Here is a 13,921-nt window from a genome sequence, read left to right on the forward strand (position 1 = left end):
GGCCCGTACCGAACCAGTAGGAGATGCAATTCCCATGACAGACGCACTCAAGCGCCTCTCCGACGAGGGCGTGGCGATCTGGCTGGACGACCTGTCCCGCAAGCGCATCACGTCCGGCAACCTGGCCGAGCTCATCGACCAGTCGCACGTGGTCGGTGTCACCACCAACCCGTCGATCTTCCAGAAGGCGATCAGCAGCGGCGACGGCTACGAGCAGCAGCTCGCCGACCTCGCGGCCCGCAAGGTCACCGTCGACGAGGCCATCCGCATGATCACGACGGCGGACGTCCGCGACGCCGCCGACATCCTGCGCCCGGTCTACGACCGCACCGACGGCCAGGACGGCCGGGTCTCCATCGAGGTCGACCCCCGGCTGGCCCACGACACCACGGCGACGATCGCCGAGGCCAAGCAGCTCGCCTGGCTGGTGGACCGCCCGAACACGCTGATCAAGATCCCGGCGACCAAGGCCGGCCTGCCGGCGATCACCGAGGTCATCGGCAAGGGCATCAGCGTCAACGTCACGCTGATCTTCTCGCTGGAGCGCTACCGCGAGGTCATGGACGCGTACCTGGCGGGTCTGGAGAAGGCCAAGGCCGCGGGCCTGGACCTCTCCCTGATCCACTCGGTCGCCTCCTTCTTCGTGTCCCGCGTGGACAGCGAGATCGACAAGCGCCTGGACGCCGTCGGCTCCGACGAGGCGAAGGCCCTGAAGGGCAAGGCGGCCCTCGCCAACGCCCGTCTGGCCTACGAGGCCTACGAGGAGGTGTTCTCCTCCGACCGCTGGAACGCCCTGGAGCGTGTCGGCGCCAACAAGCAGCGTGCGCTGTGGGCCTCGACGGGCGTCAAGGACCCGGCGTACAAGGACACCCTGTACGTGGACGACCTGGTCGCCCCGAACACGGTGAACACCATGCCGGAGGCCACGCTGGAGGCCACCGCCGACCACGGCCAGATCACGGGTGACACCGTGCGCGCCACCTACGACCAGTCCCGCGCCGAGCTCGATGCGGTCGCGAAGCTGGGCATCTCGTACGACGATGTGGTGCAGCTGCTCGAGGACGAGGGCGTCGAGAAGTTCGAGGCGTCCTGGAACGACCTGCTGAAGTCCACCGAGGCGGAGCTCGAGCGCCTCGCCCCCACGGAGGCCTGAACACTTTGACTGTGAACGGAGCGAACCCGCTTCGTGACGCACAGGACCGGCGGCTCCCGCGCATCGCGGGGCCGTCCGGCCTGGTCATTTTCGGCGTTACGGGTGACCTGTCGCGCAAGAAGCTGATGCCGGCCATCTACGACCTGGCGAACCGGGGGCTGCTGCCGCCGGGCTTCTCGCTGATCGGTTTCGCCCGGCGTGAATGGGAGCACGAGGACTTCGCCCAGGAGGTGTACGAGGCCGTCAAGGAGCACTCGCGCACCCCCTTCCGGGAGGAGGTCTGGCAGCAGCTGGTGCAGGGCTGCCGGTTCGTGCAGGGCGACTTCGACGACGACGCGGCGTTCGAGACGCTGAAGTCGACGATCGACGAGCTCGACAAGGCGCAGGGAACGGGCGGCAACTTCGCCTTCTACCTGTCCGTGCCGCCGAAGTTCTTCCCGAAGGTCGTCCAGCAGCTCAAGAACCACGGGCTGGCGCAGAAGGAGGGCTCCTGGCGGCGTGCCGTCATCGAGAAGCCCTTCGGGCACGACCTCAAGAGCGCAGAGGAGCTCAACAAGGTCGTCCACGAGGTCTTCCCGCGGGACGAGGTCTTCCGGATCGACCACTACCTCGGCAAGGAGACCGTCCAGAACATCCTGGCGCTCCGCTTCGCCAACACGATGTTCGAGCCGATCTGGAACCGGTCGTACGTCGACCACGTGCAGATCACCATGGCCGAGGACATCGGCATCGGCGGCCGGGCCGGGTACTACGACGGCATCGGCGCGGCCCGCGACGTCATCCAGAACCACCTGCTCCAGCTGCTCGCGCTGACCGCGATGGAGGAGCCCGGCTCCTTCCACCCGAAGGCGCTGGTGGCGGAGAAGCTCAAGGTCCTCACGGCCGTCGAGCTCCCCGAGGACCTGGGCAAGCACACCGTGCGCGGCCAGTACTCGGCGGCGTGGCAGGGTGGCGAGAAGGTCGTCGGGTACCTCGAAGAGGACGGCATCGACCCCAAGTCGAAGACCGACACCTACGCGGCCATCCGCCTGGAGATCAACAACCGCCGCTGGGCGGGCGTCCCGTTCTACCTGCGGACCGGCAAGCGCCTGGGCCGCCGGGTGACCGAGATCGCGGTGGTCTTCAAGCGGGCTCCGTACCTGCCGTTCGAGTCGGGCGCGACCGAGGAGCTGGGGCAGAACGCCCTGGTCATCCGGGTCCAGCCGGACGAGGGCATCACGGTGCGCTTCGGTTCCAAGGTCCCGGGCACCTCCATGGAGGTCCGGGACGTCACGATGGACTTCGCGTACGGCGAGTCCTTCACGGAGTCGAGCCCCGAGGCGTACGAGCGGCTGATCCTCGATGTCCTGCTGGGTGACGCGAACCTCTTCCCGCGCCACCAGGAGGTCGAGCTGTCCTGGAACATCCTCGACCCGATCGAGGAGTACTGGGACAAGCACGGCAAGCCCGCGCAGTACCCGGCGGGTACCTGGGGGCCGGTCGAGGCGGACGAGATGCTCGCACGAGACGGACGGAGCTGGCGCCGGCCATGAAGATCGACCTCACGGAGACCACCTCCAGCAAGATCAACGCCGCGTTGGTGCAGGCGCGCCGGGACATCGGCACGCCGGCCATCGGCATGGTCCTCACGCTGGTGATCGTGACCGACGAGGAGAACGCGTACGACGCGCTCAAGTCGGCGAACGACGCGTCCCACGAACACCCTTCGCGGATCGTCGTCGTCATCAAGCGGGTCAGCCGCTCGGCTCGCAGCCGCCGCGACGCCCGTCTCGACGCGGAAGTGCGCGTCGGGGCGGACGCCGGCACCGGCGAGACGGTCGTGCTCCGCCTTCACGGTGAACTGGTCAACCACGCCCAGTCGGTGGTTCTCCCGCTCCTCCTGCCGGACGCGCCCGTCGTCGTCTGGTGGCCGGACGGTGCCCCGTCGGACCTGGCGGGCGACCCGCTGGGTGCGCTCGGGCAGCGCCGGATCACGGACACGTACGCCTGCGAGAACCCGCAGCAGGCGCTCGGGGAACGGGCTGCGGCCTACGCCCCGGGTGACACGGACCTGTCCTGGACCCGGATCACGCCGTGGCGGTCGATGCTGGCCGCCGCACTGGACCAGCAGGCCCTGAAGGTCACCTCGGCGGCCGTCGAGGGCGAGGACGAGAACCCGAGCTGCGAGCTGCTGGCCATGTGGCTGGCGGACCGCCTCCAGGTGCCCGTCAAGCGGACCCACTCGCAGGGCCCCGGCCTGACCTCGGTCCGGCTGGAGACCAAGGACGGCGACATCGTCCTGGACCGGGCCGACGGCTCGCTGGCCACGCTGTGCATGCCGGGGCAGCCCGACCGTGCGGTGGCGCTCAAGCGCCGTGACACGGCCGAGCTGCTGGCGGAGGAGCTGCGCCGGCTCGACCCGGACAACACCTACGAGGCCTCGCTGAAGTTCGGCGTGGCCAAACTGGCCGCCGAGGCCCCGGCATCGGCCCCGGATCCGGCCAAGGCCAAGGCCGCGGCCCCGGACTCCCCCGAGACCGCGACCGGACCGAAGGCCGACGCCGCGAAGCCGGCGGCCAAGCCCACGAAGAAGGCCCAGGCCAAGTAGCCGTACCCGCTGCGCGGGGGCTCCTCCCCGCGCAGCGGAACGCGCGCTCCGACCCACCGCACAACCGACAAGGCGGCAGCACATGGGTATGACGACTCCCCAAGTCGTCGTCCACCGGGACAAAGAGCTGATGGCCCAGGCCGCAGCGGCCCGGCTCATCACGAAGATCGTCGACGCCCAGGCGGCCCGCGGCAGCGCCTCCGTCGTCCTGACGGGCGGCCGCAACGGCAACGGCCTGCTCGCCGCACTGGCGGCCGCCCCGGCCCGCGACGCCGTCGACTGGGCCCGCCTCGACCTCTGGTGGGGCGACGAGCGGTACGTCCCCGCCGACGACCCCGAGCGCAACCACGTACAGGCCCGTGCGGCCCTCCTGGACGCCGTCCCGGTGGACCCGGCACGCGTGCACGTCATGCCGGCCTCGGACGGCCCGTACGGGGACGACGTCGATGCGGCGGCGGACGCGTACGCGGAGGAGCTGCGGCGGGCCGCGGGCCCGGAGGACCACGGTCCGGTGCCGCGTTTCGACGTGCTGATGCTGGGCGTGGGCCCGGACACGCACGTGGCCTCGCTGTTCCCGGAGCACCCGGCGGCGCGCGAGACCGAGCGCACGGTGGTCGGCGTCCACGGCGCGCCGAAGCCTCCGCCGACGCGGGTCTCGCTGACCCTCCCGGCGATCCGGGCGGCCCGGGAGGTCTGGCTGCTCGCGGCCGGCGAGGACAAGGCGGGCGCGGTGGCGATCGCGCTCGGCGGCGCCGGGGGCATCCAGGCCCCGGCGGCGGCCGCGTACGGTCGCTCGCGCACGCTGTGGCTCCTGGACCGCGCGGCGGCGGCGAAGCTCCCGTCGTCGATGTACCCCCCGGCCTCGGCCTGACCCGTACCGTACGTACGAAGGGCCCGCCCCCCTGACGGGGAGCGGGCCCTTCGTACGTCGTGTGACGCCTACCGGATCAGGCGCGGTCGCGCAGGCCTCGGTACGTGGCCACGAGGGCCTTCGTCGAGGCGTCCAGCCCCGGCACGTCCGCGCCCTCGGTCAGCGCCGGCTCGACCCGCTTCGCCAGGACCTTGCCGAGCTCCACGCCCCACTGGTCGAAGGAGTCGATGTTCCACACCGCGCCCTGGACGAACACCTTGTGCTCGTAGAGGGCGATCAGCTGGCCCAGCACCGCCGGGGTGAGGTCCTGCGCCAGGATCGTCGTGGTCGGGTGGTTCCCCTTGAAGGTCTTGTGCGGGACCAGGGACTCCGCCGCGCCCTCCGCGCGGACCTCGTCCGCGGTCTTGCCGAAGGCCAGCGCCTGCGTCTGCGCGAAGAAGTTCGCCATCAGCAGGTCGTGCTGGGCCGCGAGCTTCGGCGGCAGTTCGCCGATCGGCCGGGCGAAGCCGATGAAGTCCGCCGGGATCACCTTCGTGCCCTGGTGGATCAACTGGTAGTACGCGTGCTGCCCGTTGGTGCCGGGCGTGCCCCAGACGACCGGACCGGTCTGCCAGTCGACCGGCTTGCCGTCCCGGTCCACGGACTTGCCGTTGGACTCCATGTCCAGCTGCTGCAGGTACGCCGTGAAGCGGGAGAGGTAGTGGCTGTACGGCAGGACCGCGTGCGACTGGGCGTCGAAGAACGCGCCGTACCAGATCCCCAACAGGCCCATCAGGAGCGGTGCGTTCTGCTCGGGGGGCGCCGTGCGGAAGTGCTCGTCCACCGTCCGGAAGCCGCCCAGCAGCTCCCGGAAGGAGTCCGGCCCGATCGCGATCATCAGCGAGAGCCCGATCGCGGAATCGAAGGAGTAGCGCCCGCCGACCCAGTCCCAGAACCCGAACATGTTGGCCGGATCGATGCCGAACGCGGTGACCTTCTCCGCGTTGGTAGACAGCGCCACGAAGTGCCGTGCCACGGCCGCGGTGTCACCGCCGAGGCCCGCCAGCAGCCACTCCCGCGCCGATTCGGCGTTGGTGATGGTCTCGATGGTCGTGAAGGTCTTGGAGGCGATGACGAACAGCGTCTCGGCCGGGTCCAGGTCCCGTACGGCCTCGTGCAGGTCGGCGCCGTCCACGTTGGACACGAACCGTACGGTCAGGGCGCGGTCGGTGAACGCGCGCAGCGCCTCGTACGCCATCGCCGGGCCCAGGTCGGAGCCGCCGATGCCGATGTTGACCACGTTCTTGATGCGCTTGCCGGTGAAGCCGGTCCACTGCCCCGACCGGACCTGGTCGGCGAAGGCCGCCATCTTGTCGAGGACGGCGTGCACCGCGGGGACGACGTTCTCTCCGTCCACCTCGACCACCGCGTCCTTCGGCGCGCGCAGGGCGGTGTGCAGGACCGCCCGGTCCTCGGTCGTGTTGATCTTCTCGCCGCGGAACATCGCCTCGCGCAGCTCGGCCACGCCCGTGGCCGCCGCGAGGTCCCGCAGCAACTCCAGCGTCTCGTCGGTCACCAGGTGCTTCGAGTAGTCGATGTGCAGGTCACCGACCCGCAGCGTGTAGCCCGTGCCCCGGTTCGGATCCGCCGCGAACAGCTCTCGCAGATGCGTCTGCCCCAGCTCTTCGCGGTGCTTGCCGAGTGCCAGCCACTCCGCAGTCCGATTGAGCCTCGTACGTCCCTCCCGTCGCCCGCCACCACCCTCGTTTGACGCGCTTCGCGCGGCGGCCTGGTTTGCGTTCATCTCGGACATCAACCCGTTTCTTCCGTCCTGTCGTGCCCCGCCGATCACCAACCTAAGGGATGGGGCGGGACGCAACGTACGCAAAGGGGCCCGGCCCGCTGGAGAACAACTCCTGCGGGCCGGGCCCGATGTCACACCGTCACTCTTGCGTTTTCAGATCTCGCCGCGGAGCTTGGCGAGCGCCTCGGCGAGGATCGCCTCGCCGTCGGCGTCCGTGCGGCGCTCCCGTACGTACGCCAGGTGCGTCTTGTAGGGCTCGGTGCGCGGCGGCGCCGGCGGGTTGTCCCGGTCCTGGCCGGCCGGGAACCCGCAGCGCGGGCAGTCCCAGGTGTCCGGCACCTGCGCGTCGCTGGCGAAGCTCGGCTGCGTCTCGTGCCCGTTCGAGCACCAGAAGGAGATGCGCAGGCGGGGCGCGGACTCGCCGCGCTCGGCCTCACCCATCGGCCCCGCTCCGACCCGACTACCACGGATCGCGTTGCCACTTGCCACGGTCGTAACTCCCTGCGTGATGGTGCCGCGAAGCGTGAGTGGATTCCGCCGCGGGCGCCCCAGTCTACGTAAGGCCCAACGCACGTCCATCACATGGAGTTACTCACTCCAGGCCGTGGACGCCGTCCTCATGATAGGCGGGGCGGAGCCGACCGGACCGGCTGAATGGCCAGAACCGTCGGCTTCCCTACTTCAGCAGAATGCCGAGCGCCATGATGCAGGCGAACCAGAGCAGACCCACCACGACGGTGATGCGGTCCAGGTTGCGCTCCGCGACCGAGGAGCCGCCGACCGACGACTGCATGCCGCCGCCGAACATGTCGGAAAGGCCGCCGCCCTTGCCCTTGTGCATCAGCACGAGGAGCATCAGCAGGGCGCTGAAGACGATCAGGGCGATCGAGAACCCCATAATCACGGCTGATTCCTACTTTCTGGCTTTTCTGGCTTTCCGGCTCTGCTGGATGTGCGCGGGGGCCAGTGGCTGGTGGTTCAGCCTCCTGGCCCCCGCAAGGGTACGACGGATCCGCCCTACCGCCTACTCGCTGCGACGATCACGCAGCTCACTGGTCGCGGAACCGGACGATCTTCACGAACTCGTCCGCGTCCAGTGCGGCGCCGCCGATCAGGGCGCCGTCGACGTCGGGCTGGGCCATGATCGCCGCGATGTTGCCGGACTTCACCGAGCCGCCGTACTGGATGCGGACCTTGTCGGCCAGCTCCTGGGAGTACAGCTCGGCGAGGCGGCCGCGGATCGCCCCGCAGACCTCCTGCGCGTCGTCGGGGGTGGCGACCTCGCCGGTCCCGATCGCCCAGACGGGCTCGTACGCGATCACGATGGACTCGACCTGCTCGGCCGGGACGTCCTTGAGGCCGCCGTCGACCTGGGCCAGCGTGTACGGGACCTGCTGACCGGCCTTGCGGATGTCCAGGCCCTCGCCGACGCACAGGATCGGGGTGAGCCCGTGCTGGTAGGCGGCCTTGACCTTGGCGTTGCAGAGCTCGTCGCCCTCGCCGTGGTACTGGCGGCGCTCGCTGTGGCCGACGGCCACGTACGTGCACTTCAGCTTCGCGAGCATCGAGCCGGAGATCTCGCCGGTGTAGGCGCCGGAGTCGTGCGCCGAGATGTCCTGAGCGCCGTACTTGATCTTCAGCTTGTCGCCGTCGACCAGGGTCTGGACCGAGCGCAGGTCGACGAAGGGCGGCAGGACCGCGACCTCGACGGCGTCGTAGTCCTTGTCGGCGAGCGCGAAGGCGAGCTTCTGGACGTGCGCGATGGCCTCGAGGTGGTTGAGGTTCATCTTCCAGTTGCCCGCCATGAGCGGGGTACGCGTGGTCATTGAGGGTCAGACCTCCAGTGCGGCGAGGCCGGGGAGCGTCTTGCCCTCGAGGTATTCGAGGGAGGCGCCGCCACCGGTAGAGATGTGGCCGAAAGCGTTCTCGTCGAAGCCGAGCGTACGCACGGCGGCGGCGGAGTCCCCGCCCCCGACCACGGTGAACGCGCTGCTGTCGACGAGGGCCTGCGCGATGGCGCGGGTGCCTCCGGCGTAGTCGGGGTGCTCGAAGACGCCGACCGGGCCGTTCCAGAAGACGGTCTCGGCGTCGGCGATCTTCGAGGCGTACAGCTCACGGGTCTTGGGACCGATGTCCAGACCCTCCTTGTCGGCGGGGATCTTGTCCGCGTCGACGGTCTCGAAGACGGCCGGGGCCTTGGTCTTCAGGTCGGGGAAGTCCGCCGAGGCCAGGATGTCGACCGGGAGGACCAGCTCGACGCCGTTCTTCTCGGCGCGCGCCATGTACTCCTTGACGACCTCCACCTGGTCCTTCTGGAGCAGGGAGATGCCGACCTCGTAGCCCTTGGCGTAGAGGAAGGTGTACGCCATGCCGCCGCCGATGAGGATGCGGTCGGCCTTGCCGAGCAGCTGGTCGATGACGGCCAGCTTGTCGGAGACCTTGGCGCCGCCGAGGACGACCACGTACGGGCGCTTGACGTCGGCGGTCAGCTTCTTCAGGACGCCGACCTCGGTGGCGATGAGGCCGCCGGCCGCGTGCGGGAGGCGCGCGGGCAGGTCGAAGACCGAGGCGTGCTTGCGGTGGACGGCGCCGAAGCCGTCGCCGACGTAGACGTCCGCGAGCTCGGCGAGCCGGTCCGCGAAGGCGCCGCGCTCGGCGTCGTCCTTCGAGGTCTCACCGGCGTTGAACCGCAGGTTCTCGATGACGGCGACCTGGCCGTCGGCGAGGGCGGCGACGGTCTCCTCGGCGGAGGCTCCGACGGTGTCGGTGGCGAACGCGACGTCCGCACCGAGCAGTTCACCGAGTCGCTTGGCGGCCGGGGCGAGCGAGAAGGCCGGGTCCGGGGCGCCCTTGGGGCGGCCCAGGTGCGAGGCGACGACCACGCGGGCGCCGGCTTCGGCGAGCTTCGCGATGGTCGGCTGCACGGCACGGATGCGGCCGTCGTCGGTGATCCTGTCGCCGTCGAGCGGCACGTTGAGATCGGCGCGGACGAAGACCCGCTTGCCGGCGACGCCTTCGGCGAGCAGTTCGTCGATCGTCTTCATGTGTTTCTACTCCTTATCCCCATACACGGGTTCTGCCGGTGCGGGGCCGATCGGTCGAGGCAGACGACAGGGCCCGTGCAGCGCTCCATCGCGCTGACCGGACCCTGTGCCCACATCTTGGTGCCTAGCCCTGCTACCTGAGACTTAGAGCTGACCGCCGACGAAGACGGTCAGGTCGACGAGGCGGTTGGAGTAGCCCCACTCGTTGTCGTACCAGCCGACGACCTTGACCTGCGTCCCGTCCTGAACCATGGTCAGGGAGGAGTCGAAGGTGCAGGAAGCCGGCCAGTTCACGATGTCGGAGGAGACGATCGCGTCCTCGGTGTAGTCGAGGATGCCCTTGAGCTGACCCTCGGCGGCCTTCTGGAAGGCGGCGTTGATCTCTTCCTTGGTGGTCTCGCGGGAGAGCTCCAGGACGAGGTCGGTGACCGAGCCGGTCGGGACCGGGACGCGCATCGCGATGCCGTCCAGCTTGCCCTTGAGCTGCGGGAGGACCAGCGCGGTGGCCTTGGCGGCGCCCGTCGAGGTCGGGATGATGTTCTCGGCGGCGGCACGGGCGCGGCGCAGGTCCGAGTGCGGGAAGTCCAGGATCCGCTGGTCGTTCGTGTACGCGTGGACCGTGGTCATCATGCCCTTGACGATGCCGAAGTTCTCGTCGAGAACCTTGGCCATCGGCGCCACGCAGTTGGTGGTGCAGGAGGCGTTGGAGATGACGTGGTGGTTGGCCGCGTCGTACTTGTCCTGGTTGACGCCCATCACGATGGTGATGTCCTCGTCCTTGGCCGGAGCCGAGATGAGGACCTTCTTCGCGCCCGCGGCGATGTGCTTGGCGGCGTCGGCCTTCTTCGTGAAGATGCCGGTCGACTCGATGACGATGTCGGCGCGGAGCTCGCCCCAGGGCAGGTTCGCGGGGTCGCGCTCGGCGAACGTCTTGAAGGTGTTGCCGCCGACGGTGATCGTGTCGTCGGTGTGGGAGACCTCGGCCTTGAGGCGCCCCAGGATGGTGTCGTACTTGAGCAGGTGCACCAGGGTCGCGTTGTCAGTCAGGTCGTTGACACCGACGATCTCGATGTCCGCTCCCTGCTCGAGGAGCGCCCGGAAGTAGTTGCGGCCAATTCGGCCAAAACCGTTGATGCCTACGCGGATCGTCACGAACCGATCTCCTCGTTGGTGCGCCGGCCTGTCCCGCCGGCGAGCTGTATGGGATGTCCCCGACCGCTTACGACCCTACCTCTCCGTGAGCTTTTGAGTGACATCGGCCGGGACCTGACACTCCCCCTGCCACATGGGGGGACCGCAGCCGGGGCCCCGTACCGTGCGCTCGGCGCGGGGCCCCGGACCTCCGGCCCCCGTCACTCAGAGTGAGCGACGGGGGCTCTTATGATCAGCGGTGCAGCGACCTGAGCGCCTTACCGACGAGTACGGCTCGGTCCGCCGCCGCCGGCAGGTGTTCGAGGCCGAACCCGAGGAGCACCGTGTTACGCGTAGTGACCGACGCGTACGACTTGAACAGCTCCCCGGACCGGGACCAATCGCCCGCGACCACGGGGCTTCCGGCAGGTGCGCCCTGGGCGGTCCAGGCCCCCAGCGAGGTCTCGAATCCCTCCACGGCCTGGTCTGCCCCGCCGACCGAGACGCGCGCCTCGTCCGCGAACACGCCCCGGCCGCCGGCGCCGCCGTCCGAGACGTAGGAGAGGGAGACCTCGACGGTCTTGCCCGCGTACGCGCTCAGGTCGAAGGAGACCTGCTTCCAGCCGTCGGAGGATCCGGTGAAGCTGTTCCACTGACCGCTGGTGCCCTGGGCGGTGCAGCCGGCGCTGTCGAGGGTGAGGTAGTGCTTCAGGAACGGGTGGCCGTTGACGAAGAAGCCGGCCTCGCACTCCGTCGGGACGGCGGTGCTGCTCAGGCCGCCCGCCTCGGGCAGCGTGGTCCAGTCCTCGGCGCCGGTGGTGTGGGCCTCGAGCACCGCGTGGTCGTAGCCCTTTTCGGTGTTCCAGTTGAGGGCCATCTTCAGCTGCGGCTTGTCGGCGGCGGTGACCTTGGTCAGGTCGACCGTGCGGGTCAGCCGCTTCCACTCGTCGTCCTCGTGGGTGGCCGCGGCCATCCCGGCGCCGCTGTAGGGGGCGTACGGGTTCACGACCCCGGCGTACTGGCCCGACTGCGCGCTCTTGAACTGCGGGAACTGCGCGGCGGGCAGGGAGTCGGAGGTGACCGCGTAGGACCCGGGGGCGTTGAACGGGTTGCCCGCCGCGTCGCCCAGGCCGCCCTTGGCGCCGGCGAGGCCACCCGCACCGGTGAAGCCGTTGGCTCCGCCGGCACTCGTACGGCTGTAGGCGCCGAGGTAGTACTGGCTGAAGTCGTCGGTCACGGCGCGGCCGACCTGGGCGTTGCCGCCCGCGAGCTCGCCGGCCTCGATCAGCTTGCCGCCCTCGTTGAGGAAGTCGCGCACGGCGAGCTGGGTGTCACCGCCGGGCGTCTTGGCGCCCGTGTAGTGCACGGCCGTACGGAAGTGGGAGAGCACGCCGAGGTGGTGCGGGGCGCCCTGCGTGGCGACGTCCCAGACCGCCGCCGACTTCCCGTTGGCGCGCAGGGCGTCGACGTACTCCTGGGCGTGCTGGGCCTTGGCGCCCTCCTCCGCGACCACCAGCACGTCGGCGCGCGGCCGCTCGGCCACCGTGTACGTGAAGTGCTCGCTGGAGACCTGCCGGCCCGAGCGGTCGCGGCCCGTGAACCAGACCTCGACCTTGTCGCCGGGCCTGGCACCGTCGACCTTGGCCCGGTACTCGTCGAACCAGTTGTTGTCGTCGCCGCCGTAGACGTCGCCGCCCTTCCAGGCCTTGAGCCCGTCGTCGTGCGTGCGGCCGCCGTTGATGCGGAACTTGAGCTGCTTGTCCTTCAGCGCCTTGCGGGCGGTGACGGACACCGTCTGGTCCTCGCCCTTGGCCACGTAGGAGGTGGCGAAGGGGTCGAGCGTGAAGTCCGCGGCGCTCAGGCCCACGGAGGACTTCGGCTGGTCCGGGTGGGCGGCGCTCTCGCCGACGGCGAGCGCGAAGGGGATGTTCTTCGCGAACTCCGCCTGGATGAGCTTCTCGTCGTCCGGGAAGTTGAAGCCGGACCGGCAGTCCTCGGGCTTCCACCGGTCGTTCGGGTCGCTCGCGGACGCCGTCTGGCAGGTGGTCATCTCCGGCGTGAACATCATGACGCCGTTGACGTTGGCGGCGTGTCCGTCGGCCTCGCCGTTGGTGGTGTAGAGCTCCGAGGAGACCTGCGGGTAGTAGCCCGGGATCGCGGAGTTCTCCGGGGTGCCGGCGAGCGCCTTGTAGGCGACGTCGTCCGGGGTCGGGGTGGCCACCTGCCAGCCCACGCCGTAGAGCAGCAGCTCGGCGGCGGAGTGGTAGTTGATGGCGTACGTGAAGCCGATGCGCTTCTCGAACGCGTCGAGGGCGACGGTCTCCGGCTCGGAGGACGCCTTGGTGCCGCGGTAGGTCTCGCTCGACTGGTTCGGCGAGGAACCCTCGTTGTCGTAGCCCCACTTGTAGGCGAAGTTCCGGTTGAGGTCGACGCCGTCACCGGTGGTGATCTTGCCGTCCCCGTTGTTGTCGTGCAGGTTCTTGCGCCACAGCCGGTCGCCGTCGGGGGAGTGCGTGTAGTCGTACCCGTCCGGGTTGGCGGACAGCAGGAACCACAGCTCGGTGGAGTCCACCAGCTTGGTGATCCGCTGGTCCTTGCCGTAGTTGTCGAGGGTGTGGTGCATCAGCCGCCGGGTCATCTCCGGAGTGATCCACTCCCGGGCGTGCTGGTTGGACATGTAGAGCACGGACGGCTTGTCGCCGTCCTTGGTCGTGCGGGCGTTCTTGGTGACCTTCAGCGCGAGGATGTCCTTGCCCTGGACGGTCTTGCCGATGGAGACCACCTTGGCGAGGCCCGGGTTGGCCTGGGCGGTCTTGAGGATCTCCTCCTGGAGGCCGCCCTTGCCGCTGTACGGGCGGAAGACCCCGTCGCCGACGGCCTCGGAGCGGGCCGCGCCCGCGGGGACCTCGTGCTCGGCGAGCTTGACGCCCCGGCCGGCGAGCTCCTTGGCCTGGCCCCCGGTGAGGAACAGCTCGACCTTGGCGGTCCCGGTCTGCGGGACGCGTTCGGTGAACTCCTGGGCGTCCTGGCCCGCGGCCAGGAGGAGCGGGATCTGCTCCTTGGTGACGTCCGCGTCGTAGACCCGTACCTCGTCGGCGCCGGGTGCGGCGTCCGCTGCGGGCCGGGCGTGGGCCGCCGGGAGGACGGCCAGTGTGGTTCCGAAGACGAGTGCGCTTGCGGCGAGGATCGATCTCGCGCGGTGCCTCATGTGCCCCCCTGGGCGTCGTCTGCCACGAAAGCGTTCGGACGACAGGCTCACGATCAGGCGATGCTCATGTCAATGGGGCGTGTCTCAAAGGGGCCCGCACGTGTGACGTGCGGGCCCCCTTGCGGCGTACGGGACGAGGCGTAC

Annotated in this window: 11 protein-coding genes; 4 read left to right on the plus strand and 7 right to left on the minus strand. The window is 69.6% G+C overall.

Annotated features, from left to right (window positions below):
- Nucleotides 1-34: 34 nt before the first annotated feature.
- From tal to pgl, 4 genes are all read left to right on the plus strand, one after another.
- Complete coding sequence (tal, locus tag ACFYXK_RS00540; RefSeq protein ID WP_389409162.1) at nucleotides 35-1,153, plus strand: transaldolase; 1,119 nt, start codon at nucleotides 35-37, stop codon at nucleotides 1,151-1,153.
- A 5-nt stretch (nucleotides 1,154-1,158) separates the two neighbouring features.
- Nucleotides 1,159-2,685 carry a glucose-6-phosphate dehydrogenase gene (zwf, locus tag ACFYXK_RS00545; protein ID WP_383508589.1) on the plus strand — a complete coding sequence of 509 codons (1,527 nt, stop codon included), beginning with the start codon at nucleotides 1,159-1,161 and terminating at the stop codon, nucleotides 2,683-2,685.
- Nucleotides 2,682-3,740, plus strand: coding sequence for a glucose-6-phosphate dehydrogenase assembly protein OpcA (opcA, locus tag ACFYXK_RS00550; RefSeq protein WP_389409163.1), 1,059 nt, complete (start codon nucleotides 2,682-2,684; stop codon nucleotides 3,738-3,740). The genes zwf and opcA overlap by 4 nt, the downstream gene beginning before the upstream one ends.
- A gap of 88 nt (nucleotides 3,741-3,828) precedes the next feature.
- Complete coding sequence (gene pgl / locus ACFYXK_RS00555; protein WP_389409164.1) at nucleotides 3,829-4,611, plus strand: 6-phosphogluconolactonase; 783 nt, start codon at nucleotides 3,829-3,831, stop codon at nucleotides 4,609-4,611.
- A gap of 76 nt (nucleotides 4,612-4,687) precedes the next feature.
- Here the strand turns inward: pgl and pgi are convergent, their stop codons facing one another.
- From pgi to ACFYXK_RS00590, 7 genes are all read right to left on the minus strand, one after another.
- Nucleotides 4,688-6,394 (minus strand): glucose-6-phosphate isomerase, encoded by a 1,707-nt coding sequence (pgi, locus tag ACFYXK_RS00560; protein WP_389409819.1) that lies wholly within the window; start codon nucleotides 6,392-6,394, stop codon nucleotides 4,688-4,690.
- A 153-nt stretch (nucleotides 6,395-6,547) separates the two neighbouring features.
- Nucleotides 6,548-6,883, minus strand: coding sequence for an RNA polymerase-binding protein RbpA (locus ACFYXK_RS00565; RefSeq protein ID WP_007263454.1), 336 nt, complete (start codon nucleotides 6,881-6,883; stop codon nucleotides 6,548-6,550).
- Between the two features lie 187 nt (nucleotides 6,884-7,070).
- Nucleotides 7,071-7,298, minus strand: a complete 228-nt coding sequence (gene secG / locus ACFYXK_RS00570; RefSeq protein WP_078622294.1) for a preprotein translocase subunit SecG — start codon at nucleotides 7,296-7,298, stop codon at nucleotides 7,071-7,073.
- A gap of 145 nt (nucleotides 7,299-7,443) precedes the next feature.
- Nucleotides 7,444-8,220 (minus strand): triose-phosphate isomerase, encoded by a 777-nt coding sequence (gene tpiA / locus ACFYXK_RS00575; RefSeq protein WP_389409165.1) that lies wholly within the window; start codon nucleotides 8,218-8,220, stop codon nucleotides 7,444-7,446.
- A gap of 6 nt (nucleotides 8,221-8,226) precedes the next feature.
- Nucleotides 8,227-9,438: a phosphoglycerate kinase gene (locus tag ACFYXK_RS00580; protein WP_389409166.1), complete on the minus strand. Its 1,212-nt coding sequence runs from the start codon at nucleotides 9,436-9,438 to the stop codon at nucleotides 8,227-8,229.
- Between the two features lie 144 nt (nucleotides 9,439-9,582).
- Complete coding sequence (gap, locus tag ACFYXK_RS00585) at nucleotides 9,583-10,590, minus strand: type I glyceraldehyde-3-phosphate dehydrogenase (RefSeq protein ID WP_266668169.1); 1,008 nt, start codon at nucleotides 10,588-10,590, stop codon at nucleotides 9,583-9,585.
- A gap of 232 nt (nucleotides 10,591-10,822) precedes the next feature.
- Nucleotides 10,823-13,777, minus strand: a complete 2,955-nt coding sequence (locus ACFYXK_RS00590) for a M14 family zinc carboxypeptidase (protein WP_389409167.1) — start codon at nucleotides 13,775-13,777, stop codon at nucleotides 10,823-10,825.
- Nucleotides 13,778-13,921: the final 144 nt, after the last annotated feature.

Origin of the sequence: Streptomyces sp. NPDC002209 (assembly GCF_042890265.1) — a bacterium.
GTDB lineage: Bacteria > Actinomycetota > Actinomycetes > Streptomycetales > Streptomycetaceae > Streptomyces.

Bases quoted from the DNA above. Each gene is read 5' to 3' on its own strand.
- pgl (WP_389409164.1), top strand. From the start codon at position 3,829: ATGACGACTCCCCAAGTCGTCGTCCACCGGGACAAAGAGCTGATGGCC.
- tal (WP_389409162.1), top strand. From the start codon at position 35: ATGACAGACGCACTCAAGCGCCTCTCCGACGAGGGCGTGGCGATCTGG.
- opcA (WP_389409163.1), top strand. From the start codon at position 2,682: ATGAAGATCGACCTCACGGAGACCACCTCCAGCAAGATCAACGCCGCG.
- pgi (WP_389409819.1), bottom strand. From the start codon at position 6,394: ATGAACGCAAACCAGGCCGCCGCGCGAAGCGCGTCAAACGAGGGTGGT.
- ACFYXK_RS00580 (WP_389409166.1), bottom strand. From the start codon at position 9,438: ATGAAGACGATCGACGAACTGCTCGCCGAAGGCGTCGCCGGCAAGCGG.
- ACFYXK_RS00590 (WP_389409167.1), bottom strand. From the start codon at position 13,777: ATGAGGCACCGCGCGAGATCGATCCTCGCCGCAAGCGCACTCGTCTTC.
- tpiA (WP_389409165.1), bottom strand. From the start codon at position 8,220: ATGACCACGCGTACCCCGCTCATGGCGGGCAACTGGAAGATGAACCTC.